Source organism: Burkholderia territorii, from assembly GCF_001718335.1.
Taxonomy (GTDB): domain Bacteria; phylum Pseudomonadota; class Gammaproteobacteria; order Burkholderiales; family Burkholderiaceae; genus Burkholderia; species Burkholderia territorii.
In genome coordinates this window covers 1,502,343-1,528,961 of sequence record NZ_CP013365.1, presented here as the reverse complement: position 1 = coordinate 1,528,961, position 26,619 = coordinate 1,502,343, and the positions used below count along the sequence as shown (strand labels likewise).

Annotated in this window: 23 protein-coding genes; 10 read left to right on the top strand and 13 right to left on the bottom strand. The window is 67.2% G+C overall.

What is annotated here, in order from left to right; translation table 11 throughout:
• Positions 1–60: 60 nt before the first annotated feature.
• From WS51_RS06755 to WS51_RS06735, 5 genes are all read left to right on the top strand, one after another.
• Positions 61–1,551, top strand: a complete 1,491-nt coding sequence (locus tag WS51_RS06755; RefSeq protein ID WP_069228838.1) for an aldehyde dehydrogenase — start codon at positions 61–63, stop codon at positions 1,549–1,551.
• 18 nt (positions 1,552–1,569) lie between these two features.
• Positions 1,570–2,532, top strand: a complete 963-nt coding sequence (locus WS51_RS06750; RefSeq protein ID WP_069228837.1) for a VOC family protein — start codon at positions 1,570–1,572, stop codon at positions 2,530–2,532.
• On the top strand, positions 2,529–3,773 hold the full coding sequence (locus tag WS51_RS06745; RefSeq protein WP_069228836.1) for an NAD(P)/FAD-dependent oxidoreductase: 1,245 nt from the start codon (positions 2,529–2,531) through the stop codon (positions 3,771–3,773). Before WS51_RS06750 ends, WS51_RS06745 begins: the two co-directional genes overlap by 4 nt.
• Before the next feature lie 28 nt (positions 3,774–3,801).
• Complete coding sequence (locus WS51_RS06740) at positions 3,802–5,202, top strand: MFS transporter (protein WP_059451080.1); 1,401 nt, start codon at positions 3,802–3,804, stop codon at positions 5,200–5,202.
• Positions 5,203–5,413: 211 nt separating this feature from the next.
• On the top strand, positions 5,414–5,815 hold the full coding sequence (locus WS51_RS06735) for a PPC domain-containing DNA-binding protein (protein WP_059545666.1): 402 nt from the start codon (positions 5,414–5,416) through the stop codon (positions 5,813–5,815).
• A 64-nt stretch (positions 5,816–5,879) separates the two neighbouring features.
• Here the strand turns inward: WS51_RS06735 and WS51_RS06730 are convergent, their stop codons facing one another.
• From WS51_RS06730 to WS51_RS06715, 4 genes are all read right to left on the bottom strand, one after another.
• Entirely contained in the window at positions 5,880–7,115 is a 1,236-nt protein-coding gene (locus tag WS51_RS06730) for a DUF2252 family protein (RefSeq protein ID WP_069228835.1), read from the bottom strand.
• Between the two features lie 96 nt (positions 7,116–7,211).
• A complete protein-coding gene (locus WS51_RS06725) occupies positions 7,212–8,498 on the bottom strand; it encodes an Nramp family divalent metal transporter (RefSeq protein ID WP_069228834.1) in 1,287 nt (428 codons plus the stop codon).
• A 285-nt stretch (positions 8,499–8,783) separates the two neighbouring features.
• Positions 8,784–9,032 (bottom strand): hypothetical protein, encoded by a 249-nt coding sequence (locus WS51_RS06720; protein WP_059451084.1) that lies wholly within the window; start codon positions 9,030–9,032, stop codon positions 8,784–8,786.
• Between the two features lie 478 nt (positions 9,033–9,510).
• Complete coding sequence (locus tag WS51_RS06715) at positions 9,511–9,945, bottom strand: universal stress protein (protein ID WP_059451085.1); 435 nt, start codon at positions 9,943–9,945, stop codon at positions 9,511–9,513.
• A 395-nt stretch (positions 9,946–10,340) separates the two neighbouring features.
• On the opposite strand from WS51_RS06715, the gene WS51_RS06710 reads away from it, so the two are divergent.
• The 4 genes from WS51_RS06710 (at position 10,341) to WS51_RS06695 (ending at position 14,705) form a co-directional block, all read left to right on the top strand.
• A complete protein-coding gene (locus WS51_RS06710; protein WP_060022377.1) occupies positions 10,341–11,825 on the top strand; it encodes an amidase in 1,485 nt (494 codons plus the stop codon).
• 246 nt (positions 11,826–12,071) lie between these two features.
• Entirely contained in the window at positions 12,072–12,764 is a 693-nt protein-coding gene (locus WS51_RS06705; RefSeq protein WP_059451087.1) for a hypothetical protein, read from the top strand.
• Between the two features lie 142 nt (positions 12,765–12,906).
• On the top strand, positions 12,907–13,740 hold the full coding sequence (locus WS51_RS06700; RefSeq protein WP_069228833.1) for an arylamine N-acetyltransferase family protein: 834 nt from the start codon (positions 12,907–12,909) through the stop codon (positions 13,738–13,740).
• 104 nt (positions 13,741–13,844) lie between these two features.
• Positions 13,845–14,705, top strand: a complete 861-nt coding sequence (locus tag WS51_RS06695) for a class I SAM-dependent methyltransferase (RefSeq protein ID WP_069228832.1) — start codon at positions 13,845–13,847, stop codon at positions 14,703–14,705.
• A gap of 24 nt (positions 14,706–14,729) precedes the next feature.
• On the opposite strand, the gene WS51_RS06690 is transcribed toward WS51_RS06695, so the two are convergent.
• From WS51_RS06690 to WS51_RS06665, 6 genes are all read right to left on the bottom strand, one after another.
• Positions 14,730–19,568, bottom strand: coding sequence for an NAD-glutamate dehydrogenase (locus tag WS51_RS06690; RefSeq protein ID WP_069228831.1), 4,839 nt, complete (start codon positions 19,566–19,568; stop codon positions 14,730–14,732).
• A gap of 148 nt (positions 19,569–19,716) precedes the next feature.
• Entirely contained in the window at positions 19,717–19,938 is a 222-nt protein-coding gene (locus WS51_RS06685; protein ID WP_059507641.1) for a hypothetical protein, read from the bottom strand.
• A gap of 12 nt (positions 19,939–19,950) precedes the next feature.
• Positions 19,951–20,829, bottom strand: a complete 879-nt coding sequence (locus WS51_RS06680) for a hypothetical protein (protein ID WP_155773567.1) — start codon at positions 20,827–20,829, stop codon at positions 19,951–19,953.
• A gap of 334 nt (positions 20,830–21,163) precedes the next feature.
• Positions 21,164–21,352 (bottom strand): 4-oxalocrotonate tautomerase, encoded by a 189-nt coding sequence (locus tag WS51_RS06675; RefSeq protein ID WP_014898956.1) that lies wholly within the window; start codon positions 21,350–21,352, stop codon positions 21,164–21,166.
• A 59-nt stretch (positions 21,353–21,411) separates the two neighbouring features.
• Complete coding sequence (locus WS51_RS06670; protein ID WP_069228829.1) at positions 21,412–22,188, bottom strand: class II aldolase/adducin family protein; 777 nt, start codon at positions 22,186–22,188, stop codon at positions 21,412–21,414.
• On the bottom strand, positions 22,163–23,059 hold the full coding sequence (locus WS51_RS06665; RefSeq protein ID WP_069228828.1) for an urea transporter: 897 nt from the start codon (positions 23,057–23,059) through the stop codon (positions 22,163–22,165). The genes WS51_RS06670 and WS51_RS06665 overlap by 26 nt, the downstream gene beginning before the upstream one ends.
• A 260-nt stretch (positions 23,060–23,319) precedes the next feature.
• On the opposite strand from WS51_RS06665, the gene WS51_RS06660 reads away from it, so the two are divergent.
• Entirely contained in the window at positions 23,320–23,874 is a 555-nt protein-coding gene (locus WS51_RS06660) for a putative glycolipid-binding domain-containing protein (RefSeq protein ID WP_059451094.1), read from the top strand.
• On the opposite strand, the gene WS51_RS06655 is transcribed toward WS51_RS06660, so the two are convergent.
• From WS51_RS06655 to WS51_RS06645, 3 genes are read right to left on the bottom strand one after another with little or no spacing between them, the layout of a single operon-like run.
• Positions 23,835–24,764 (bottom strand): alpha/beta fold hydrolase, encoded by a 930-nt coding sequence (locus WS51_RS06655; protein ID WP_069228827.1) that lies wholly within the window; start codon positions 24,762–24,764, stop codon positions 23,835–23,837. The genes WS51_RS06660 and WS51_RS06655 overlap by 40 nt on opposite strands.
• Before the next feature lie 4 nt (positions 24,765–24,768).
• Positions 24,769–25,674 (bottom strand): metal-dependent hydrolase, encoded by a 906-nt coding sequence (locus WS51_RS06650; RefSeq protein WP_059507635.1) that lies wholly within the window; start codon positions 25,672–25,674, stop codon positions 24,769–24,771.
• A complete protein-coding gene (locus tag WS51_RS06645; RefSeq protein WP_059792800.1) occupies positions 25,671–26,609 on the bottom strand; it encodes an SDR family NAD(P)-dependent oxidoreductase in 939 nt (312 codons plus the stop codon). The genes WS51_RS06650 and WS51_RS06645 overlap by 4 nt, the downstream gene beginning before the upstream one ends.
• Positions 26,610–26,619: the final 10 nt, after the last annotated feature.

The window sequence follows — 26,619 nt, the reverse complement described above, 5'->3', positions numbered from 1 at the left end:
ACGGCCGCCGGCGCCACGGCGCGGGCGGCTGCGCAGAGACAGATTTGTGGGACTTGTGACATGACTCCATTCGATACGAGCCTCGTACCCAACGGCGACATCCTGATCGGCGGCGAGTGGCGGCGCGGCCGTGGCGCGCCGTACGCGAGCATCTATCCGGCCGACCAGTCGCTGAACATGGAAGTATCGACGGCGAACGCCGAAGACGCCGTGGAAGCCGTCGTGGCCGCCGACGCCGCATGGCGCCGCGCCGACTGGGCCGGCCTGAAGCCGCACCAGCGTGCGCTCGTGCTGTACCGGATCGCCGACCTGATCATGCAGCGTCACGAAGCGCTCGCGAACCTGCAGCGCCGCGACAACGGCAAGCCGATCGGCGAGACGCGCGTGCTGGTGGCGAGCGCCGCCAACACGTTCCGCTATTTCGCGGCGTGCCTGGAAACGCTCGACGAAGAACTGACGCCTTCGCGCGGCGACTACCTGACGATGAGCGTGCACGAGCCGATCGGCGTGATCGCGGCGATCACGCCGTGGAATTCGCCGATCGCCTCCGATGCGCAGAAGCTCGCGCCGGCGCTCGCCGGCGGCAACGCGGTCGTGCTCAAGCCGGCCGAAGTCACGCCGCTCGTGTCGCTCGCGCTCGCGCGCATCTGCGAGGAGGCCGGCGTGCCGAAGGGCGTGCTGAGCGTGCTGCCGGGCAAGGGCTCGGTGATCGGCGACGTGCTCGTGCGCCATCCGCTCGTGAAGAAGGTGTCGTTTACCGGCGGCACGGAAGTGGGTCGCGGCATCGCGCGCATCGCGGCGGAAAAGCTGATGCCCGTGTCGCTGGAGCTCGGCGGCAAGTCGCCGACGATCGTGTTCGACGACGCCGATCTCGACCATGCGGTCAACGGCGTGCTGTACGGCATCTTCAGTTCGTCGGGCGAGGCTTGCATTGCGGGTTCGCGCCTGTTCGTGCAGCGCTCGGTGTACGACGAATTCATGCAGCGTCTGGTGGCCGGCGCGCGCAAGCTGCGCGTGGGCGATCCGACGCGGCCCGACACGCAGATGGGTCCGCTGATCACCGCGAAGCATCGCGAATCGGTGGAGCGCTACGTCGCGCTCGGGCTGGAGGAAGGCGGCCGCCTGCTGTGCGGCGGCGAGCGGCCGTCGGGCGACGGCCGCGACGATGGCTTCTTCTATCAGCCGACGATTCTCGAAGGCTTGCCGAACAGCGCGCGCATTTGCCAGGAAGAGATCTTCGGGCCGGTGCTCGTCGCGATGCCGTTCGACGACGAAGCAGCGCTGATCGCGCAGGCGAACGACAGCGTGTTCGGCCTTGCCGCCGGCATCTGGACGCGCGACTACAAAGGCGCATGGCGCATCGCGCGCGCGCTCGAGACGGGCACCGTCTGGATCAACACGTACAAGCTGTTTTCGATCTCCACGCCGTTCTCGGGCTGGAAGGAAAGCGGGATGGGCCGCGAGAAGGGGCGTCTCGGCATCCGCGAATACATGCAGCAGAAGAGCCTCTACTGGGGCTTGAACGACGCGCCGCTGCCGTGGGCGAACTGAGCGAAGGGGAATGACGCAATGAGCATCTTGGGTATCGAGCAGATCACGTACGGTGTCGACGACCTCGCGACGTGCCGGCGCTTTTTCGCCGACTGGGGGCTGAAGGAAGTCGCGCACGACGACACGCGCGCTTGCTTCGAAACGCTGAACGGCTGCACCGTGCTGGTCGTCAAGGCCGACGATCCGTCGTTGCCGCCCGCGTTCGAGGCGGGCCCGACGCTGCGCGAAGTCACGTGGGGCGTCGCGACGCAGCAGGAAGTCGATGCGCTGCGCACGAAACTGGCCGGCCAGCCCGGCTATTACGCGCAGGACGATGCGGTCGGCTGCATCGACCCGAACGGGATGGCGATCCGCATCGAGGTGACGCGCAAGCGTGTGCTCGACATCACCGGCTCGCCGTCGAACGTGTGGGGCCACACGGCGCGCGTCGACCAGCCGAGCCCGATCTATGCGCGCGCCGAGCCGGTCGAGGTGGGGCACGTGGTGTTCTTCACGAACTGCCTCGACGCGCAGGAAGCGTTCTATCACGAGTTGCTCGGCTTCGAGACGTCCGATCGCTATCCGGGCCGCGGCGCGTTCATGCGCTGCGCGCCGCACGGCGGCCATCACGACCTGTTCCTGCTCGCATTGCCGAACGGCAAGCGCGGCCTGAACCACGTCGCGTTCACCGTGCGCGACATCCATGAAGTGTTCGGCGGCGGCATGCACATCGACCGCTGCGGCTGGGAAACGCAACTCGGCCCGGGCCGTCATCCGGTGTCGTCCGCGTACTTCTGGTACTTCCAGAATCCGGCCGGTGCATTGATCGAGTACTACGCGGACGAGGACGTGCTGACGCCCGAGTGGCAGCCGCGCGAATTCGAACCGGGCCCGACCGTGTTCGCCGAATGGGCCGTCGACGGCGGCCTCGACGGCAACACGCGCCGGCAGAAGAACGCGAAGGCGCCGGAAGGCAAGTTCATGACGGAGCGCAAATCATGACCGAAGGGAATACGCAGGCGCCGGCGGCGCCGGGCACCGTCGTCGTGATCGGCGGCGGGCAGGCCGCCGGCTGGGTGCTGAAGACGCTGCGCGCGGAAGGGTTCGCGGGCCGCCTCGTGATGATTGCCGACGAGCCGCACCTGCCGTACGAGCGTCCGCCGCTGTCGAAAGCCGTGCTGGCCGGCGACGCCGACATCGAAACGGTGCGCGTCGTGCGTCCCGACGAATTCGACGCGCTGAACGTCGAGGCATGGCAGCCGGAGCGCGCGTCGTCGATCGACCGCGCGCGCCGCGTGGTGAAGACCGAAAGCGGCCGCGAGATCGAATACGACCGCCTCGTGATCGCAACCGGGGGCACCTCGCGCCGCTTGCCTGACTCAATCGTCAGGACCCCGAATCTGCATTACCTGCGCACGCTCGACGAAGCGGCCGCGCTCGGCGAGAAGCTCCGTGCGAGCCGGCGCGTGCTGGTGATCGGCGGCGGCTGGATCGGCCTCGAGGTCGCCGCGACCGCTCGCAAGCTCGGCGTCGAAGCGGTCGTCGTCGAAGGCGCGCCGCGTCTGTGCGGGCGCTCGGTGCCTCAGATCGTGTCGGACTTCCTGCTCGAGCTGCATCGCGCGAACGGGGTCGACGTGCGCGTCGGCGCGGCGCTCGCGTCGCTCGACGCACAGCCGGACGATGCGTCGAAGGTGCGCGCGACGCTCGCCGACGGTACGACGATCGACGCGGATTTCGCGGTGGCCGGCATCGGCCTCGCGCTGAATGCGACGCTGGCGAGCGACGCGGGCCTGGCGATCGACGACGGCATCGTGGTCGACGAGTTCGGCGCGACCAGCGACCCGGCGATCTTCGCGTGCGGCGACGTCGCGAACCATCACAACGGCTGGCTGAAGCGGCGCGTGCGGCTCGAATCGTGGGCGAACGCGCAGAACCAGGCGATCGCGGCCGCGAAAGCCGTGCTCGGCGTGCGCGCGCCGTACGCTGAGATTCCGTGGTTCTGGTCCGATCAGTACGACGTGAACCTGCAGATCCTCGGCGATCTGCCGGCCGATGCGCAGCTCGTCGTGCGCGGCGATCTCGCCGCGCGCCGCGCGACGCTGTTTTTCGTAGGCGATGGACATGTGAGAGGTGTCGTCGCCATCAACAACGCACGCGAGCTCAAGCTCGCGCGCAAGTGGATGAACCAGGGCCGGGCAGTGGATACGGAAGCCCTGGTGGACACGACCAAAGCGCTTGCCTGACCGGCGAACGATCCAGGAGACACCCCGCATGAGCACTTTCGACAACGTCGTGGCCGGCAGGGCCACGACGGAAGCTGCCGCCTCCACGCCCGGCGCGATCATCGCGCGGCTCGAGCGGCTTCCGGCCAACGCGATGCAGATCCGCGCGCGCGTGCTGATCGGCACGGCCACGTTCTTCGACGGCTTCGACGTGATCACGATCGCGGCGACGCTGCCGTTGCTGATTCACAAGTGGGGGCTGTCGCCGACGCAGATCGGCATGCTGATCGCGTCCGGCGCGATCGGCCAGCTGATCGGTGCGTTCCTGTTTCCCGCCCTCGCGGAGAAGCATGGCCGTGTGAAGGCGATCGCGTGGAGTTCCGCCGTGATCGGCATCACGAGCATCGCGTGCGGATTCGCGCCGACGTTCGAGGTGTTCGTGCTGCTGCGGATCCTGCAGGGGCTCGGTCTCGGCGGCGAACTGCCGGTCGCGGCCACGTACATCAACGAAATCACGCGGGCGCACGGCCGCGGCCGCTTCGTGCTGTTGTATGAAATCGTGTTCCCGATCGGCTTGCTGGTGTCGATGGCGCTGGGCGCATGGCTCGTGCCGCGGTTCGGCTGGGAGATCATGTACTTCGTCGGCGGGCTGCCGTTGATTCTTGCGCTGGTGCTCACGCATCTGGTGCCGGAATCGCCGCGCTGGCTCGCATCGCGAGGGCACCTCGCGGAAGCCGGGCGCGCGGTCGGCGTGTTCGAATCGTCGGTGCGCGGCGAGCTGCCGCCGGTCACGCAGGTGGCCGCGTACGACGAGATGGTCCGTCAGCACCCGAAGCGCCGGATGAGCGACCTGTTCAGCGCAGCGTATCGCAAGCGCACGCTCGCGGTGGCGACGCTGTGGGCGACCTGCGGGTTCATCCAGTACGGGCTGTCGACGTGGTTGCCGACGATCTACAAGAACTTCTATCACGCGCCGCTGCAGCTCGCGCTGAATCTCGCGGTGATCGGCTCGGTGATGGGCGTGCTCGGTTCGCTCGCGTCCGCGCTGCTGGTCGACAAGCTCGGCCGCAAGCCGGTGATCGTGTGGTCGTTCGTGCTTTGTGCGCTGTCGCTGGCGTTCGCGGGCTTCTATCACGCGGCATCGGTGTATGTCGTGGCGACCTTCTGCTCGCTGTCACTGGGGCTGATGGCGTCGGGCTTCATCACCGCGTACGTGTATACGCCGGAGCAGTATCCGACGAGCATCCGTGCGTCGGGCTGCGGCCTCGGCAGCGCGTGGCTGAAGATCGCGTCGTTCGCGGCGCCGATGATCGTGCCGCACGCGATCATCGGCGGCAACCTCGCGCCGGCGTTCTACCTGATCGGCATCGTGCCGCTGATCGCCGCCGTGACGGTTCATCTGGTCGGGATCGAGACGAAGGGGAAAGTGCTGGAAGCGCTGGAGGCGTGAGCGCGGCTGGCCGTCATCGCCGACATGGATAAGCCCGGACACCGTCCGGGCTTTTTCGTTTTACGGCGATCGCGTTCGCCGCTCGCGAGCGAGCGGTTCACCGTGCGATGCCCGGGCCGCGCGCGGCGTTCCATCCCGCGGGCGGCTTGCCCGATGGCCCGATCGAACGTACTCTCTGTCGATACTCCGGCCCACCAGCAGGTTATCGACCATGCAAGCCCATCCTTTGCGTCTTTCCCCCGGCGACGATCTGCGTGCATCGATCGAACAGGCATTGCGCCGGCTCGGCGCGGACGCGGCATTCGTGATCCAGGGAATCGGCAGCCTGAGCGTCGCGCAGCTGCGCTTTGCCGGTGTCGATGCGCCGACCGAACTGCGCGGCGACCTCGAGATCCTGACGCTGGCCGGTTCCGTCTCGCCGGACGGCGCGCATCTGCACATGTCGGTATCCGATGCACACGGACGCGTGTCGGGCGGACACGTTGCGAGCGGCTGCGTGGTGCGCACGACCGCCGAGATCCTGCTCGCGCTGTTGCCCGCACATCGTTTTTCCCGTGAACCCGACGCGGACACCGGATTCAACGAGCTGGTGATCCGTCCGGCGCAACGCTGATCGCGAGCGGCGCTCGGAGCGCGGCCGGTCGGCCCGTCGAGACGGCCGCGCACGGGGGGAGTGCTCAACGGGCCGTCCCGGCGAGCACATGGCGGCGGCAATGTTCGAGATACGCCTGTTCATGCACGGCCATCAGTTCGATGATGCTGCGCCACAGCCATGAAGGTGCGTCGACGGTTTTCGGGCGTTGACGATGCAGCTCGGTGCGCCATGCACGTTGTGTCGCGTCGTCCATCTGCGCGGCATGCGCGCGGCCGATCACGCGGGCAAGATACCGCGCGACCTCGATCGCATCGGCTTCCGACAGCCGTTCAGCTTCCAGTTTCAGATCCTGCGGCATCAATTCGCGCATGACGACGGAGCGCCCGTCGAGCCGCGCCGCGCACATCCGGCTCCCCAGCATCGGCGACACGTGACGGGCGCCTTCGAGCACGCGTTGCGCCGGATCGCGCGGCATGCGCACGCCGGGATGCCTGGGCGCCTTGGCGGTCGTGGCTTCCTTGATGTCGATCAGATACGGCGAATGTCCGTCGGCGCACGCGTCGTCGATGTCCAGCATCACCGCGAAGCGGCGCCGCCCGAGCGAGCTGCAGCCCTTTACCCAGTAGGCTGCATCGAGCACCTTCATGCTGGCGTCGCTCTCTGTCTTGCGGCTGAGTGCCGCGCTGACCGGGGAAAGCGGCGCGGATTCGAACAGCGCGTGGATGGCGTTTCGTTCCTGTTCCGACAGCGGCCAGAAACGCTTTCCGAGCGGAATGTGCGGCGTGATGTTACGGATCGTCTGCCGCTCGAGTTTGCGCCACGATCGATGCAGTGCCGCGTTCATCGCGATTTGCACGGCGGTCGGGCGCTGCATGCGTTCGGTCGTGTCGCGGCGCCGGCCGTCGAACGCGCATTCGTAGCCGTCGATCAGTGCCTCGATCATCCGCCACGTGACGACACCGGGCAGATCGGAGCTGCGAGCCGCGGTCGCGAGCGAGAAGCCGAGCCGCAGCACGTCGTGAACGGGATTGCCGATCACGCTCTGGTCGAGGTCGCGAATCTGCACGGCGACTTCGCCCGTCTTCGCCGCGACCGGCCCCAGATTGCCGAGATGGCAGTCGCCGCCGATCCATATTGCGGGCCCGTCGGGCAGCGTTCCGCGGCGATGGTCCGCCAGCCACGCGTAGAAGCGGTCCGCGCTGCCACGCGTATAGGTGTGTATCGAGCGCGCCATCTTGCGGCTGCGCAGGCGCGCGAGGATTTGCGCACGTTGGTCGCTGGAAGGCAGCCGTGAGGATTTCGATACCTTTTTTGCCATGATTCGTTCTCCTTCCGACCTGTGCGACATACACCCGGTGCGTACGCCGGCCGCGCGGCACCGCGGCGCCGGCGCGGCTCGCCTGCCACACGCACCTTAGCCCGGCACGAACACGCCCATGGCCGCGATTGCCATCGCGAACGTCGCGAGCCATCCGCCCCATGCCAGCGTGCCGGTGATCGCGAACTTGCCCATGATGCGCCGGCTGCCGGCCATCAGCATCATCACGACCATGATCGGCACGGCGGTCACGCCGTTGATGACCGCGCTCCAGTACAGCGCGCGGATCGGGTCGAAATGCAGGAACGTGACCACGACGCCGCCGATGATCGCCAGCGCGATGACCGCATAGAATTCCGGCGCGACGCCGAGCTTCAGCGCGAGACTGTTGCGCCAGCGGAAGGTGCCCGCGGCCGCATAGGCGGCCGATCCCGCGAGCACCGGCAGCGCCAGCAGGCCGGTGCCGATGATCCCGAGCGCGAACAGCACGTACGCGAAGTGCCCGCCGATCGGCTCCAGGGCCCGCGCGGCATCCGCCGACGTCTTCACGTCGATGTGGTGCAGATGGAGCGTGGCCGCCGCGGTCAGCGTGATGAAGAACCCGATGACGTTCGATACGCCCATCCCGACCCAGGTATCGAAGTTGATCCGGCGCAACTGCGCGGGTGCCTGGTGCGGCGCATGCCGCAACGAGCGCTGGCTCGGCACCGCACGCAGTTCCTCGACTTCCTGCGACGCCTGCCAGAAGAACAGATAAGGGCTGATTGTGGTGCCGAGCACGGCGATGACCGTGGTCAGGTATGCGGCGGACCACTGGAAGTGCGGCCGCACGATCGCACGGCCGACCTCCCGCCACGGGACGGGCACGATGAGCGCCACCGCGACGTATGCGAGCAGGATCAGCGCGGTCCATTTGAGCAGGCGCGCATAGCGATCGTACGGCACGAAGATCTGCAGCACGGCCGACACGGCGCCCAGGCATACGACATAGAGTTCTTGCGGGCCGTGCAGCAGCAGGTTGAGCGCCGCACCCATCGCCGACAGGTCGGCCGCGATGTTGATCACGTTCGCGACGATCAGCAGCACGACCGTGGCGTAGAGCAGCCAGCGTGGATAGTGCGTGCGCATGTTCGACGCGAGGCCCTTGCCCGTCACGCGGCCGATGCGCGCGCTGACGAGCTGGATGGCGGTCATCAGCGGATAGGTCAGCAGCAGCGCCCACAGCAGCTCGAAGCCGAATTGCGCGCCCGCCTGCGAGTACGTGCCGATGCCGGACGGATCGTCGTCGGCGGCGCCGGTGACGAGGCCGGGCCCGAGACGGCGGAGCCAGTTTGCGGCACGCGGACGGTGCTGCGCCGAATCGGGGGACTCGTTGTCGTTCATGATCGCGACCCGTGGGGGAGGGGACGATCGATCCGCAAGTAGCGTGCCCGGCCGGCGCGGCCGGCGGGGCCGGGCTTTGACGCGTGTCGAGCGCCCGCCGGGCGCGACACGGAACAACGGAAAGCCGGCGTGGCCGAGGCGCGGGAAGAAAGGGCTGGGAAGCGGCGCGTGGCCGGATCCGGCCGCGGAATACGACGGGCGTGCCGCTCGATTCGCGCCAGCGCCTTTCGCCGCGGCATGCGCGACGGGGAACCGCTACCGCTCATCGGCGGCGCGTGTCCGGCATCAACGTGCTGCGGTCGCCACGTCCTGATTGCCGCGCCCGCTCACGAGGCATGCCGACATGAAGGCTTCGCTCTGGCTGTCGGCGGCCGCGCTGCCGAAGCCCTTGCCGAGCGCGTCATATTTCACTTGCTGGGCGCCCTGCGAGCAGGCTGCCGGGCTCGCATCGCGGCCTTGCGCATGCAGCAACGCGCGGTCGCCGATCAGATAGGCCAGCAGCGCAAAAAAAGCGATGTGTACGACTCGTCTCATGGATCGTCTCCTCGTCGCTCGAGCGTAACGCGGACCGGCTGCGCAAGGCACTTGGGGCTTCCCCCGGTAAACGTCTGCGGAAATGACGACGAGCAGGTGATCGCTTCCCTTTTTTACAGCGCGCACGCGCAAAAGCGGCATTGGGCGGCCCGCTGTCGGCGCATGCGATCGACGCGAGTTTGACGAATATCAGGTTACGCGCGGGGCGAGACGGTCGGCCCCGCAGTCAAGGCGATAGCATGAATGCATGTTTCAACGGAACGCAATGCGCGGCGAGCGATGGGCGCAATGGTTTCGAACGCAACAGTTAAATGCCGGGCATCGCTGTCGAATTAGTGAGGAATCCAAATGCTGAACGTATCTTCGGTCCTGATCAGCCTGGCGCCGATGTGGGCCATTTTGCTGGTTGCGTCGTCCGCCGCGGCCTATCTCGTGTTCTGGCGCAAGATCATCAAGTAAGCGTGACGCGCTGAGCGATCTATCTGACCGCCGTCACCGGCACATTGGAAATTCGCACGAGCCGGCCCAGCACGCTGTCGCGGAAAATCGACAGCAACTGATGAAACAGGTCGTGCCGCGGCGCGACGACGACGATTTCGTCGCAACCCGTTTCGGCCGCAACGGCCGCGATCGTGTCGGCAACCGGGCCGACCTTCTTCACGATGCTGTACTGGACACCGGCTTCCCGCAGCACTCGCTCGGCCGCTGCCAGATCGGCGCATGCGAACTTGTCCTCGATCGAGCGCAGTCGCGACAGCGGGTGAAACGCCTCGAGCCGCGTCGCTTCGAGCGGCGGCTGGACGTTGATCAGCACGATTTCCGACGCGCAGCGCTCGCGATAAAGGAAGGTAGCGTGGCGGACCGCCTGCAGGGAGCGAGGCGAATGACCGACCGGAACCAGCAGCTTGAGCATGGAAAATGCTCCGTAGTCGAGATGTTCCCAGCGTAGTGCGCCGCCGGCTCGCGTGCCCTAAAGATATCGGGCGGCTGCGTAAAAATCTCGTCAACGTCCGTCGCCGCGTGTTGCGCCTATTAGAAATATAAGAAATTTAAGTTTATGCGCATAAACGTTTACACCGATCGGCCGGGGGCGGCAGCCCGACGTCGGCTGCCGTGCGGCGTACCGCACGGATTTAGTCGAATCCTCGATGAATCGCGGCGGAAAATATCGGAGGTCGGCCATCCGGGCTCGCGTAGAGTAGAGCATCGACCGCGGCGCGGCCTTTCCCCGGCGCCTTCCTGGCCATTCGGGATGGACCGCCGCCACCACGCGGCCCGCCATTCCATTCCGATTCCAGGAGACTTCGCATGCCGCACGGCGCCCCGCAGCTTCTCGCCCCCGCATCCATCACCGTCGATCCGATCGTGGCCCTGTCGGCCGGCGAACTCGCGTCGGCGATCCGCGGCAAGGAGGTTTCCTGCGTCGAGACGATGCGCGCATATCTCGATCACATCGAGCGCGTGAACGGCGCCGTGAACGCGCTGGTGTCGCTGCGCGATCGCGCGACGCTGCTCGCCGAGGCAGCGGAAAAGGATGCCGCGCTTGCGCGCGGTGAGTATCACGGCTGGCTGCACGGGATGCCGCAGGCGCCGAAGGATCTCGCGATGACCAAAGGGCTGCGCACGACCTACGGCTCGCCGATCTTCCGCGATAACGTGCCGCAGGCCGATTCGGTCGGTGTCGGCCGAATGCGGGCGGCGGGCGCGATCTTCATCGGCAAGACCAATACGCCGGAGTTCGGCCTCGGTTCGCATACGTTCAACGAAGTTCACGGCGCGACGCGCAATCCATACGATCTGACGAAAAGTGCGGGCGGCAGCAGCGGCGGCACGGCCGCCGCGCTCGCGTCGCGCATGCTGCCGGTCGCGGATGGCAGCGATTTCGGCGGCTCGCTGCGCAATCCGGCCGCGTTCTGCAACATCTACGGGTTCCGCCCGTCGCAGGGCCGCGTGCCGCGCTGGCCGGGCGTCGACGTGTTCATGCAGCAGCTCGGCATCGAAGGGCCGATGGGGCGCACCGTCGGCGACGTCGCGCGCTTGCTCGCGATCCAGGCCGGCTACGACCCGAACGATCCGCTGTCGCTCGCGGAGGATCCGGCCGTCTTCGCGGGGCCGCTCGACAAGGACCTGCGCGGCGAGCGCATCGCGTGGGTCGGCGACTGGAACGGCTACCTCGCGACCGAGCCCGGTGTGCTCGCGCAGTGCGAAAAGGGTCTCGCGACGCTGCGCGAGATCGGCTGCGACGTCGATGCGGCGCTGCCGGCGTTCGCGCCCGAGCGGATCTGGCGCCTGTGGCTCGCGCATCGGCATCTGCTGTCCGGCGGCGGGTTGCTCGCACACTATCGCGACCCCGCGCGGCGTGCGCTGCTCAAGCCCGAGGCGATCTACGAGGTCGAAGGGCTGCTCGCGATGCAGGGCGCCGCCGTGTTCGACGCGAGCATCGAGCGCACCGCGTGGCACCAGGCCGTGCTGAGCTTCTTCGACCGCTACGACTTCATCGCGGCGCCGACCGCGCAGGTGTTCCCGTTCGACGTCGACCAGCGCTGGCCGAAGGAAATCGCGGGCCGCGCGATGGACACCTACCACCGCTGGATGGAGACGGTCGTGCCGTGGACGCTGGCCGGCTGCCCGGTGATCAGCGTGCCGGTCGGCTTCAACGATGCCGGATTGCCGATGGGCATGCAACTGATCGGCCGGCCGCGCGCGGATCTCGCGGTGCTGCAGCTCGCGCGCGGCTACGAGCAGGCGGCCGACTGGGTCGGGCAGCGTCGACCGGCGTGGATGGCTGCGTGAGGCGTGATCCGGCGTTGACCGCGGACGCGCGGGACAAGCGATATTGATGCGCAACGCGAACGAATCCGCGCGCATGCCCGACATCGCGCGAAAAACGCGGACGAATGCGCGCGCCGAGCCGGCACGGCGGCGGAAATGCAAGCCGCCGCGGCGCCCGATTTCGTTTCGATGTGTTTCAGTCGTTGCGGCGGCGCGCGGCGCGCTTCGACAATATCGGCCTCAACCATTCGGGCACGAGGCAAACAAATGAAGCAGATTCGCGCGACGGGCAAGCACCTGGCATCGGCAGGCATCGCATTCGGCATCCTGCTGGGGGCGAACGGCGCCGCGCATGCGCAGCTCGACCTGCAGTCGATCGGCTCGGCGCTGCTCGGCGGCGGGCAACAACAGGCCGCACCCACGCAGGGCGGGGTCGCGCAGCTGATGCAGGCGTATGTCGGCGCGAACCAGCAGGTGCTGGCCGGCCAGTCGTCGCTCGCGTCGGCGATGGGCCTTACCGGCGCGGCCGGGCAGGCGCAGCAGGCCGCCAGCCTGCTCGGCGGCGGCAACGCGTTGACGCCGGCCGCGCTGTCGCAGATGGGCGGCGCACAGCAGTCGGTGTCGCAGGCGCTCGGCCAGGCGTTCGCAAGCGGTGGCGCGACGCACGGCCCGATCGACAAGCAGGCGTTCAGCAACGGCCTCGCGTCGCTCGGCCAGGGCCTCACGCAATATTCGCAGCTGCAGTCGGGGCTCGGCAATCTCGGTTCGACCAGCGCCGCGTCGCTGCTGCAGTCGGGCCTGAATCCGCAGAACATGCAGGCGGCGTCGTATATCGCGCAGAGCGCGCCGGGCCAGTTGCAGTCGCTCGCATCCACGCTCAGCCAGGCCGTGCAGTTCGCGACGAGCCAGGGCATTTCGGTACCGTCGGTCGCGTCGTCCGCGCTGAAGCTGCTGCCGTAACGCTGTCGCACGCCACGCGCCACGCGCCACGCGCCACGCGCCGCGGTGCCGGCGGCGCGCGGCGATCCGGGATGGCCCCGCGCACCATGGGGATTTCGCTCGATGTTATCGTTGCACGTCCCTCCGTTTCCGGTGCCGGTTCATGACTGACTCGTTCGACCTCCCGCGCTACTTCGCCCGCATTGGCTACGACGGCCCGGCCGAGCCGACGCTCGACGTGCTGCGCCGGCTGCATTTGCTGCACCCGCAGGCGATTCCGTTCGAAAACCTCAATCCGCTGACCGGCGCGCGCGTCGCGCTCGATCTGCCCGCGATCGTCGACAAGGTGGTCGGACATCGTCGCGGCGGCTACTGCTTCGAACTCAACAAGCTCTTCTACACGGCGCTCACGACGATCGGCTTTCGCGTGACGCCGCTGATCGCGCGCGTGCGCTGGATGCGGCCGCCCGAGATCGTCACCGCGCAGACGCACATGCTGCTGCGCATCGACCTCGACGGCGCGACGTGGCTCGCGGACATCGGCTTCGGCAGCGCGACGCTGACCGCGCCGCTGCGGTTCGTGCCGGGTGAGCGGCAACTGACGCCGCACGGCGCGTTTCGCGTCGTCGGTGCGCCGGTCGACGGCGAGTTCGACATGCAATTCGAGATTCCCGACGGCTGGCAAACGACCTACCGCTTTTCGCTGAAGCCCGCGGAGTGGATCGATTACGAAGCCGCGAACTGGTTCACGTCGACGTATCCCGAATCGATCTTCGTGAACGACCTGATTGCTTGCCGCGTGCTGCCGGAGGGCCGCGCGGCGCTGTTCAACACCGTGCTGACGCTGCGCGACGCGGCGGGCGCGGGGCGCACCGTCACCTTCGACGACGCGGCCGCGTGGGGCGCGTGCCTGCGCGACACGATCGGCATCGACATGGCTGGCTTCGATGTCGACGCGCTGTTCGCGAGAGTGGCAGCGCGGGTGAATCCGGCATAGGCCCGTGGCGAGCAGGGGGGGCGGCAGCGCGGCCGGGTGACGACATCCGCCGCGCCGCCGGTTCCGGTGTGCCGATTGACACTTGCCAGCGTGAGGACGCGATCATGACCGATCTCCATCAGGACGCCCCCGACAGCACCGCCGCGCGCGTCGCGCTGTGGCGCGCGCTGCACGTCGAACTCGATGCGCCGCCGCACGTGCTCGCCGACGACGTCGGCCTGCGCCTGCTCGCGCCGGCGCCCGGCTGGCAGCAGCGCGGCGACATGGATCCGCACTTCACGCGGCCGTTTCGCGCATCGATCGTCGCGCGGGCGCGCTTCATCGAGGATCTCGTCGTCGAGCAGGCCGCGCGCGGCGTGAGCCAGTATGTGATCCTCGGCGCGGGCCTCGACAGTTTCGTGCAGCGCCGGCCCGAGATGGCGTCGCGCCTGACGGTCTTCGAGGTCGATCCGCCGGCGCCGCAGGCGTGGAAGCGCCGCCGGCTGACCGAGCTCGGCTTTGGCGTGCCGGACTGGCTGCGGTTCGTGCCGGTCGATTTCGAGGCGAAGCAGTCTTGGCGCGACGCGCTCGTGCGCGCGGGCTTCGACCGGGCCAAGCCGGCGGTCGTCGTGTCCACCGGCGTCAGCATGTACCTGACGCACGATGCGAACGTGGCGGCATTGCGCGAAGTCGCGTCACTCGCGCCGGGTTCGACGTTCGCGATGACGTTCCTGCTGCCGCTCGAGCTCGCGGATCCGGACGTGCGTCCGGGGCTCGAAATGGCCGCGAAAGGCGCGCGCGCGAGCGGCACGCCGTTCATCAGCTTCTTCACGCCGGCGGAGATCCGCGCGCTCGCGACGCAGGCAGGCTTCGCGCGGGCCGAGCACGTGTCGGCCGAGGAGCTTGCACGGCGCTACTTCGCCGATCGTACGGACGGCCTGCGCCCGCCGGGCAACGCGGAGGAGTTGCTGGTCGCGACGGTGTGATCCCGACGCGATCCGCGGCGACCGTCACGCCCGTTCGAGCACGGCCATCTCGCGCACGACCACGAGCAGCACCGCGAGGCTTGCGCCGCCCGACGCGCGCAGGTCGGCGAGCAGATGCTCGTAGCGCTGCAGCGCCGCTTCGCGCCGTTCGCGCCACGCATGGACGATCGTCTCGGGCGCCGTCGAGTCGGCCGATTCCGCGAGCGCGCTGGTGGCGAGCGTGCGCTTGAGGCGCGCGACTTCCGCGAGCGCGGCCGCGCGCGCCAGCATGTCCCAGTGCGTCGGCGTCGGCAGCGTGGCCGCGCGTTCGCCGATCCAACCGTAGTTCAGCAGCGTGCCGAGCGAGAAGTAGACACCCGCGACCAGTTCGAGGCTGCGCTCGCCGGTCGCGGCCACTTCCGCGATGTCGAGCAGCGCGGCGGAAATCTCGCCGCTCGCGACGCGCACCGCGAGCGCGCTGTCGACACCGGCCTCGACCAGCACGCGCTGTCGCTCGGACAGCGCCGCCAGATCGTCGGCCGGCAGCAGCGACGGCAACTGCGGCGCGATGCGCTGCACCGCGTCGCGGCAGCGCGCGATCAAGCCGGCGACGCCATCGGCTGCCGTGCCCGACTGCAACTGCCGCAGGAACCATAGCGCCGCACGCTCCAAGAGCCGCGCGACGTCGACGAACATGCGCGCCTGGACGTCGTCGGCGACGCGGTTGTCGAGCGCGTCGATGTCGCGCCATACCGCATCGAGATCGAACACGTCGCGCGCCATGATGCAGGCGCGCACGATGTCGCCCGGCTTCGCGTCGGTTTCCTCCATCAGCCGGTGCACGAACGCGCAGCCGACCCGGTTGACGAGCGCGTTGGTCAGGTGCGTCGCAAGGATCTCGCGGCGCAGCGGGTGACGATGCATCGGTTCGCTGAAGCGCTGTTGCAGCGGCTTCGGGAAATAGTCGACGAGCATCGCGGCGACGAGCGGATCCTCGGGCACGTCGGACTCGAGCAGCGCGTCGTACAGCCACATCTTGCTGTACGCGAGCAGCACCGCGCGCTCCGGCGACGTGAGGCCCTGTTTCGCGGCCTGCCGCTCGGCGATTTCGTCGTCGGTGGGCAGGAACTCGATCACGCGATTGAGGCGGCCCGCGCGTTCGAGCCAGCGCATCAGGCGCGCTTCGGCGTCGAGCAGCTCGACGCCGTAGCGGCCGGCGATCGACAGCGCCTGCGTCTGATAGTAGTTGTCGCGCAGCACGAGCAGCCCGACTTCATCGGTCATTTCCGCGAGCAGCGCGTTGCGCTGCTTCTCGGTCATCTCGCCGTCGCCGACGACGAGCCCGAGCAGGATCTTAATGTTGACTTCGTGGTCCGAACAATCGACGCCCGCCGAGTTGTCGATCGCATCGGTGTTGATGCGCCCGCCGCGTTGTGCGAACTCGATGCGGCCGAACTGCGTGAAGCCGAGGTTGCCGCCTTCGCCGACCACCTTGCAGCGCAGGTCCGCGCCGTTCACGCGTACCGCGTCGTTCGCGCGATCGCCGACCTGCTGGTGCGTTTCGTGCGTCGCCTTCACGTAGGTGCCGATGCCGCCGTTGTACAGCAGATCGACCGGCGCCTGCAGGATCGCGCGGATCAACTCGGTCGGCGGCAGTGCGTGTGCGTCGATGCCGAGCGCGGCCTGCACGGCCGGCGATAGCGGGATCGTCTTCGCGGTGCGCGGGTAGACGCCGCCGCCCGCCGAAATCACGGATGTGTCGTAGTCGGCCCAGCTCGAGCGTTCGAGCGCGAACATCCGCTGGCGCTCCGCGAAACTCTTCGCCGCATCGGGGTTCGGGTCGAGGAACACGTGCCGGTGATCGAACGCCGCGATGAGGCGGATATGCGGCGACAGCAGCATTCCGTTGCCGAACACGTCGCCCGACATGTCGCCGACACCGACCACCGTGAAGTCCGTCGTCTGCGTGTCGATGCCCATCTCGCGGAAGTGCCGCTTCACCGACTCCCAGGCGCCGCGCGCGGTGATCGCCATCTTCTTGTGGTCGTAGCCGACCGAGCCGCCGGATGCGAACGCGTCGTCGAGCCAGAAGCCATATTCGTGCGAGATCGCGTTCGCGTAATCGGAGAACGTGGCCGTGCCCTTGTCGGCCGCGACGACGAGATACGGATCGTCCGGGTCGTGCCGCACCACGTCGGGCGGCGGCACGATCGCATTGCCGGCGAGATTGTCGGTCAGGTCGAGCAGGCCGCGCAGGAATGTCTGGTAGCACGCGACACCTTCGCGCAGCCACGCTTCGCGATCGCTCGGCGGCGGCGGGTTCTTCACGACGAAGCCGCCTTTCGAGCCGACCGGCACGATTACGACGTTCTTCACCATCTGCGCCTTCATCAGCCCCAGCACCTCGGTGCGGAAATCCTCGCGACGGTCGGACCAGCGCAGCCCGCCGCGCGCGACGCGCCCGCCGCGCAGGTGCACGCCCTCGACGCGCGGCGAATACACCCAGATCTCGAACATCGGCTTCGGTTCGGGCAGGCCCGGTACTTTCGCCGGATTGAACTTGAACGACAGATACGGCTTCGATTCGCCGTTCGCGTCGTGCAGGAAATAGTTGGTGCGCACGGTCGCGTTGATCACGCCGAGGAACTGGCGCAGGATCCGGTCCTCGTCGAGGTTCGGCACCTGGTCGAGCGCCGTCTCGATCGCCTTCAGCAGGTGTTCGACCCGCACGTCGCGCGTGCCGCCGGTGGCCGGGTCGAACCGCAGCAGGAACAGTTCGACGAGCTGCCGTGCGATCGCCGGGTTGCCCGTCAGCGCGCGCTCGATGTATGCGTCGCTGAACGTCGAGCCGACCTGCCGCAGGTATTTCGCATACGCGCGCAGGATCGTGACCTCGCGCGCGCTCAGATGCGCGCGCAACACCAGGCGGTTGAAGTCGTCGTTCTCGATCCGGCCGCTCCAGATCCGGTCGAACGCGTCCTCGAACAGACCCTTCACGCGCTCGATGTCGAATTCGGTATCGTCCGCGAGTTCGAGACCGAAGTCGTGCACCCACGCATGCGCGCCGTCCTGCGTCTGGATCCGGTAAGGCCGCTCCTCGTCGACGCGCACGCCGAGATGCTCGAGCATCGGCAGGCTGCGCGACAGCGCGATCGGGTCGCCCGCGCGATACACCTTGAAGCGGAATGCGCGCGCGTCGGCCTCGATCGGGCGGTACAGGTTCATCGCGAGCTGGCCCGATTCCTTCACGCGCTCGATCAACTCGATGTCGCGCACGGCCGTGCGCGCCGGGTAGTCGTCGCGATAGCCGGCGGGGAACGAGTCCGCATAGCGCTGCAGCAGGCGGTTGCCCTGTTCTTCTCCGAAGGCGTCGAGCAGCGCGTCCGCGAGATCGTCCTGCCAGCGGCGCGCGACCTGCACGAGCCGCGTTTCGAGCTCGCGCGTGTCGACGTCGGGCATCGTGCCCGGTTCGGCATGGACGACGAAATGAATCCGCGCGATCGCCGATTCCGACAGCAGCGGCGTGAACTCGACGTTCACGCCGTTGTACGCGTCGACGAGCAGCTTCGCGATGCGTCGCCGCAGGTCGGTGTTGTACTTGTCGCGCGGCACGAACGCGAGGCACGACACGAAGCGGTCGAAGCGGTCGCGCCGCACGAACAGGCGCGTGCGCTGGTGTTCCTGCAGGCGCAGGATGCCGAGCGCGATGTCGTAGAGCTGGTCTTCGTCGGCCTGGAACAGTTCGTCGCGCGGATAGGTTTCGAGCACCGTCACCAGCGACTTGCCGAGATGCCCCTTCGGCAGGAAGCCCGCACGTTTCACGATGTTCGCGCATTTGCGGCGCACGATCGGAATATCGTTGTACGAACCGAAATAAGCCGTCGACGTGTACAGCCCGATGAAGCGGCGTTCGCCGGTCACCTTGCCGTCGGCGCCGACGAGCTTGACGCCGACGTAGTCGAGATAGCCGGGCCGGTGCACGGTCGCGCGCGAGTTCGCCTTGGTCAGGAAGATCGGCCAGGGGCCGGTGATGATCTCGGCGGCGGCCGGCGGCAGCGGTGTCACGTCGGGCGCGCCGGGCGCGCGCAGCGATTCGCGCAGCAGGCCGCAGCCGGAGCCTTCGACGCCTCGCAGGCCGAAGCCCGTGCCGTCCGACACGAGCGCGTAGTCGCGCTGGCCGAGGAACGTGAAGTGATCGGCGACCATCCACTCGAGGAACGCGCGCGCCTCGATGTCTTCCGCGGTGGATTCGCGGGCCTTCATGTCCTTGATCGTCGCGCGCGCGATGTCGACGATCTTCGGCCAGTCCTCGACCGATGCGCGCACGTCGCCGAGCACGCGTGCGATGTCGTCGCGCAGTGTGTCGAGCAGCGCGGCGTCGCCGCAGCGATCGACTTCGAAATGAATGAACGACGCGAGCTGCGACTGGCCGTCGCCGGGCGTCGCGCCACCGGCATCGACGCGTTCGATTCCGCCGTTGCCGCCGCGCCAGATACGGAACACCGGGTGCAGTGCGGAGTGCAGCGCGAGTCCGAGGCGATTGACGGCCATCGTGACCGAGTCGACCAGGAACGGCATGTCGTCGTTGACGATCTCGATCACCGTGTGATCCGAGTGCCAGCCGTGCTGTTCGAGAATCGGGTTGTAGACGCGCAGCCGTTCGCTGCCGGGCACGAATTTCTGGGCGGTCTGCCAGTGCGCCATCGCGGCGCCGTAGAGGTCGGCGATGCTGCGATTCTGCAGATCGTCGGCGTCGACGAAATCGTAGTAATGACGCAGGAACGGTTCGACGATCCGGAACGTGGCTTCGGGCAGGCGCCCGCGCGCGAATTCGACGACATCGGAGAGCAGGTGTGCGACGACTTCCTCGTTCTTCGCTTCCATGGCGGTCTCCTCGTCGGGTGGCCATCGGCTGCTGCGTCTGTGCCGCATTATATGCGCCGATTGCGTGACAACGCGATGTGCGAGCGCACAACGCGTAGCGAGGGAGGGAAGCCGCTTGCAACGCCGGCGTTCGGCGTTGCAAGGGGCGTCAGGCCAGGTCCGGCGGTTTCAGCTCGGGGTGTCGCGCGTAGAGCGGATTCATGAAGTCGATCAGCATCGTGGTCAGCAGTTGCGATACGAATTCGCGATAGGCGACGAATTCCGACTCCGGACACGATGCCTTGACTTCCAGCAGGGAGCGATCGAGGTCGGCGCCCATTTGCAAGATCATGTCGTTGAGAACACTTGCGATTTGCTTGTCTGAGATCACTTGTTCGCCCTTTTAGCATCCCGCCAACGCATTGCAGCTGTTGACGCAGTTCCAGAACTTGAATCCGAAGTTGCCGGTGGGCAAAGTCATTGCCGAGCATTTTGCTCTGCACATTGCTCGCCATTGCGCACAGGCCGACGTGTGTCGGGGTTCCGGTGTCGTGTCGAGTGCGCGCGCACTGGCCACGGGACCGAGGAAAATGAAGTTCGTTGACTCTCGTTTCGTCGTATAGACGACAGCCAGGTCGTCCGCAAATACTAACTCGGCGTCAATTGCTTGCTGACCTGTCATCTGACAAGTCGTCGTTGCCGGTGATGTCGTCACGCGATAGACATGCTCCCGACTGGAAGATTTCATCTTTCCGGTCAGCCGGCATTTGCCGATATCGATGGAAACGTCCACGAGGTTTGGGGCGATCTGGAGTTGCATCGCGGTACCCGAAACCACCGTGGACCACTTTCCCGGACGGATCTCTTCTTGAACCTTGTGGCGAGATCGGTAGGGCTTTGCGACAAAGCTCGTGGTGTCGCCGTCGATGCTCAGCATCACGCCGATCGATTGACTGCTCGTCTCCTGAATTCCGATCGTGATGTCGGACGAAATCGACGTCCCCGGAATATACTCGGTGCCGGTTGGACCGTTTCGTTGATCGTAGACGATGTACCCTGAAATATTGTTCTTGTTTCCGTAGGCGATTAGAAAACGTTCTTGGGATACCTTGATGATTTTGTAGTCTGTACCGTTTTCGACCGCTTCCCATATCCGCACGGCAAGCGAAGGAGTTGGTCTGACGGATTCAATTGCCAACGAGCTTCCGAAGCCGGTGCTCGAGAAGGAAATCAATGAGAACAGCAGCGCAGCAAAATAGCCTTTGAGTGTCGTGATTTTCATGGCGTTGTCCTGCAATGATGGGTTGAAGATCGGCAAGGTCTTGATTGCCGGATTTCATTGCTGGCGGCGCCGCTGGGGCGATTGGCTGGCTGGAGTGTTTCGGATGCTGATTTATTGAATTTGATTGGTTGTGCAGATTGATATACGGAAAATCGGAAGATGCATGTGCCAACAAAAGCTAATTGCCGCGAGACTGATTGTCAACGCCAATATATCGAGATAGCGGCGGAATTCGACATGTGCGAATTGCAGGCCTCCTTTTTCGACGTGAAAAAGGAGGCATTCGACTAGCGGGAGTTCAAGCGCAACACACCCGCAGATCGAGCGGCGCTGGTCAACGCTCGTCGCTCCACAGCTTGCCCGCCGTCGCCCAGTTTTCCTTCTTCACGTCGGCGAGGATGATGTCGACCGAGCCCGGGTCGCACCCGAGCGTCTCGCACGTGACGCGCGTGATCGCCTCGACGAACGCACGCTTCTGCTCGACCGTGCGGCCTTCGAACAACTGAATATTGAAAGTCGGCATGACTGGATACTCCGATGGTGGGTTGGATGATTCGTCGGGAGAGTGGCGAGGGCGGGCGTTCAGTCGCGATACGACGGGTCGATCCGGTCGAGGCGGCGCAGCAGCGCCGGCCATTCCAGTTCGCCCTCGATCGCGCCGCCGTCGCGCAACTGCGCCGCGGTGCGCGCGGCGACGGCCGGTTCCGGCAACACGAGCGGCCCGCCGCCTGCCTGCGCACGGATCTGGATGTCGCAGGCCTTGATCAGCGTATCCATCAAGACATACGCCTCGGCGACGGTCCGGCCGACCGTCAGCGTGCCGTGGTTGCGCAACAGCATCGCGGATTTCGCGCCGAGGCTGGCGGTCAGCCGCGCGCCTTCGGCCGGCGAGAACGCGAGCGCCTCGTAGTCGTGATACGCGAGATCGCCGTGAAACCGCAGCGCGTGCTGCGACGCGGGCAGCAGCCCGTCGCGCTGGATCGACACGGCGATGCCGGCCGTATTGTGCAGATGCATCACGCAGACGGCGTCCGGCCGTGCCGCATGCACGGCGGCGTGGAGCGCGAAGCCGGTCACGTTGACCGCGTGCTCGCCGTCGCCGATCCGGTTGCCGGCCAGGTCGATCTTCACGAGATTCGATGCGCGAACCTCGTCGAACGCAAGGCCGAACGGGTTGATCAGGAAATGCCCGGGTTCGCCCGGCACCGTCGCGGACAGATGGGTGTAGATCAGGTCGTCCCAGCCGTTCAGCGCGACGAGGCGATAGGCGGCGGCGAGATCGACACGCAACCGGTGCTCGGCGTCCGAGATCGGCCCGCCGGGCTTCACGGTGTCAGGACGGTGTGCGAATGACGACATCGGGTTCTCCGAGGGTGAAGCGGCGCGCGACGATCACCGTGATCCACGACGCGACAGCGAACGGGGCCGTGAACGCAGGCAGGCCCGCGCGCGTCGCGAGCCACTGGATCAGCGCGGCGAGTGCGGCGGCGGCGAACGCCGCGCGCGGCCCGCGCGGCATCAGCGCGAGCGCGGCAAGCGCGCCGTTGAAGCCGAGCAGGCCATCCGCGAACGACGTGCCGTTCGCGCCGGACGCGACGAGCAGCACGGTCGACACGATCGCGCCGCCGAGCGCGAATGCGGCCGCGCGGCGCGACGCGACGGCGAGGCCGGCGACGATCAGCATGCCAGCCCACGGGCCTTGCGCAAAGGTGGTCTGTGCGAGGCCCGACAACAGCGCATCGGCGACGGCAGGCAGCGCAAGCGGCGCAGCCGTCGTCGTCGCGTCGCTCGGATGCTGCGAAGCAACAAACGGCAGCCACAGCGCGGTGACGACGAGGCATGGGCTCGAATACGGGCACTGGCGCCAGCGGCCGAGCGGCACACGCATCGCGCGCTGCACGAGCGCCGCGCCGATCGAGACCACCGGCACGAGCGCGATGGCGGCGAGCGACGAAGGCGCGAACAGCACGGCGATCAGCGCGGCGAGCGCGCCGTTGAAGCCGTGCAGCCCTTGTTCGATGTCGCGGGGCTCGCTGCCCGTGAGCACGGCGACCATGCTGGCGGCGGCCGAGCCGACCAGCGCCGCGGACGCAAGCCGCAGGTCGGTGATCGCCAGCGCGGCGAGCAGCAGCGCGCCGGTGGCTGCATTCGGCTGCAGCACGATTTGCCCGACGCCGCGCAGCAGGGTGCGCAGGTCGATCGACGGCGAGGCAGGGCGGGCGACAGGCATGGCGGCGGTGGGACAGGAGGAGCCGCGAGCATAGGACACAATTCCGTGCACCGGAATAGGGAATTCTGGATAGTCAGGATTTGTGGTGGATGCCCCGAATTGGGGAATGGCGATGGCGGGGACTGCATTGGCGGTGTCGCGACACATTGCCGGTGTCGGTGGGCGGGTTCGTGGCAATGGCCGGTTCTCGCGGCCGTTTGCGTCGCCGAGCGGAATTCGTGCGACGATGAACGACATCGAATCGATCGGGAGGCGAAAGCATGCGCGAGGTGCGTTGGGCGTCGCTGGAGGGCGACGGCGTCGAACATCTGACATTCGACCGGAGCGGCGGCGGCATCGTCGTCGAAAGCGCGGTGGTGGGCCAGCGCTACGGCCGCGCCTACGGGCTCGCGTATCGCGTCGAATGCGATTCCCGCTGGCGCGTGACGTACGCGGTGCTCAAGGTGATGGGCGGCGGCACGCTGGCGTTGCAGGGCGACGGCGCCGGGCATTGGCGCGACGGTTCGGGCCGCGCGCTGCCGGAACTGGACGGTTGTGTCGACATCGACATCGCGGCGACGCCGTTCACGAATTCGCTGCCGATCGGCCGCCTCGGTCTCGCGCGCGGCGAGCGGCGGCCGATCGACGTCGCATACGTTTCGACGCCCGACCTGAAGGTGACGCCGGTCAAGCAGGCGTATACGTGCATCGAGCCGGGCCGGCGCTACCGCTACGAAGGCATTTTCCGAAACTTCACGGCGGAAATGGACATCGACGCCGACGGGCTCGTGATCGACTACGAGACGCTGTTCAGGCGCCTGCCGGCATTGCGCTGAACCGCCGCCGCTTGCGTCGCTGCCGCCGGTGCTGCCGCGACCGCCGGCCTTTCATGCGCGGCCGCGAACCGGTCGATTCGCGCCGCGATCAGCTCCGGATTGCGCATCACGATCCAGTGCGCGCCGTCGATTTCCTCGCGCACGTGCTCGCCGAGCCAGCGATCGAGGTCGACCGACATCTCGGGCGTCACGTAGCGGTCGCGCACCGGCACGAGGATCTGCACCGGCGCCTGCGCATATCGCTCGCGCGGCTTTCTCGCCCGCGCGAGGAAGTTCGCGCGGTAAAGCTGCAACCCGTTCAGCGCGTTCTTCAACTGCGCGGGATCGCGCTCCGGCCGCACGCGCTCGGTCAGTTGCAGCCAGCGCGGCCACAGCGCGGCGCCGCCGAGGCGCCAGACCAGCGACGGCACGACTGGCAGGTGGAAGAACGCGATGTACCACGACTTCAGGCTTTGCTTGAGCCGCATCTTCGCGCGGAACACGTGGTCGAGGCACGGGCCCGAGATCGACGTGTACGACGCGATCCGGCCACGAAACGCGGGATCGGTCACGGCCTCCCAGCACTGGATCGATCCCCAGTCGTGACCGACCAGATGGAACGGCCGGCCGCCGCACGTCGCATCGGCCACCGCCTTCAGGTCCTCCGCGAGCCGCGCGAGCGCGTAGTCCGCGCGGCGGCGCGGCGCATCGGATGCGCCTGCGCCCCGCACGTCGTACGCAATCACGCGATAGCGCTTCGCGAGCCGCGCACGGACCGGCGCCCACACGGCCGCCGAGTCGGGATAACCGTGCACGAGGATCAGCGGCGGCGCGCGCCGCGGTCCGCTGACGTAGACGGCGAGCTTCACGTCGCCGGAGCGGACGATCAGCATCTTGTGTGCGCGCGCCATGACGTCATGCCTGCGCAACCGGATGCAGCGGCACGCGGCGCGGGGCGGCCTGCGCGGCATGGCGCGCGTTGGTCGCGTCGATGTTCGCGAGCAGCGTGTCGAGCCCCTGCAGGTACTGATGGTTGTCGTGGTCCCACGGATGGAAGCCGGGGCGGAAGTAGTCGAGCCATTCGCGCGCGATGCTCGGGAATACGCCGTGCTTCGGGCTGTACAGGTACTTGACGAGGCGCCACATGCCGCCGAACCTGCCGTGCTCGCGACGGTGCGCGAGCATCAGGCGAACGTGGAAGTCGAACACGATCGCCCAGAACAACACCGTCGTCGTCAGCATCGTGCCCGTGCGCAGCAGGTAGCTGCCGAGGCCCGGCTTCATCACGGCGTTCCATACGTCGTACGACACGGCCTTGTGCTCGGTTTCCTCCATCGCGTGCCACATCCACATCTGCTGATAGCCTTCGACCGACCCGTCGATCCGGTGTTCGTGGCCCGACAGCAGCTGGTTCGCGAGGATCGCCGTGTAGTGTTCGAGCGCGATCGTGATCGCGAGCTGCATCGAATGCGGCAGCACCTTCTTGAAGAAGCCGAGGATCGCCCACAGCCGCTTGTCGAGCTTGTGCGCGGGCAGGCCGGACGACTGCAGCAGGTCGTTGTACTCGATGTGCTCGCGCGTGTGCATCGCTTCCTGGCCGATGAAGCCGAGCACCTGCTTCTTCAGTTCGGGATCCTCGATGCGGTCGCGGTAGTTGCGTACCGAATCCATGAAGAAGCGCTCACCGGCCGGGAACAGCAGCGACAGCGCGTTCATGAAGTGCGTGACGGGCACGCCCTGGACGTGCCAGTCCTTCGCGCGTTCGGGCGGCAGCGCGAAACGGATGTCGCGCCGTACCGGCATCATGTGCGGGGTCGTCATGATTGTTCTCCTCCCTGATTGCCTGCGTTGTTGTAGGTGGCGTGAAGCGGCGCGGCCGCCGGCGCGCCGTAGCGCGACGCCGCGCGGCGGGCCTTCGCGGCCTCGCGGCGCGTCGCGAGCACGACGAGCGCCTGGTATGCGGCCGGCAGCGTACGCGCCATCCAGTCCGCCGCTTTCGCGTCGCGGCCGATCAGCACGCGGCGCTTGTTCTTGCGCACGCCGGCGAGGATCGTGCGCGCGGCGTCGTCGGCGGTCGTGATGAAGAACTTCTCGAAGCTGTCCTTGCCTTGCTGCTCGCTCTCGACGATGAAGCCGACCATGTTCTTCGCGACGCGGCTCGATTGCGCGATGTTGGTGCGGATGCCGCCCGGATGCACGCAGGTGGCCGACACGCCGCACTTCATCATGTCGAGTTCCTGCCGCAGCGATTCGGTGAAGCCGCGCACCGCGAACTTGGTCGCGTTGTAGCCGCTCATCCCCGGCTGCGAGAAGATCCCGAAGATGCTCGACGTGTTGATCACGTGACCGTCGCCCGATGCCTTCAGGTGCGGCAGGAACGCCTTCGTGCCATGCACGACGCCCCAGAAGTTGATGTTCACGATCCACTCGAGATCGCTGTACTCCATGCCTTCGATCGTGCTCGACAGCGCGACGCCCGCGTTGTTGAAGATCAGGTTGACCTTGCCGTGTTCCTGCGCGGTGTCGTCGGCCCACGCGAACATCGCGTCGCGGTCGCCGACGTCGAGCACGCGCGTCGACACGCGCACGTTCGGTGCGATGGCCCGCACGATCCGCTCGGTTTCGGCGAGGCCGACGCCGTTCTTGTCCGCGAGCGACACGTGGCAGCCCGCCTGCGCGAGCTGAACGGCGAGCGAGCGGCCCATGCCCGAGCCTGCGCCCGTGATCGCGGCAACCTTGTTGGAGAAATCTCTCATGTCGGTGGCT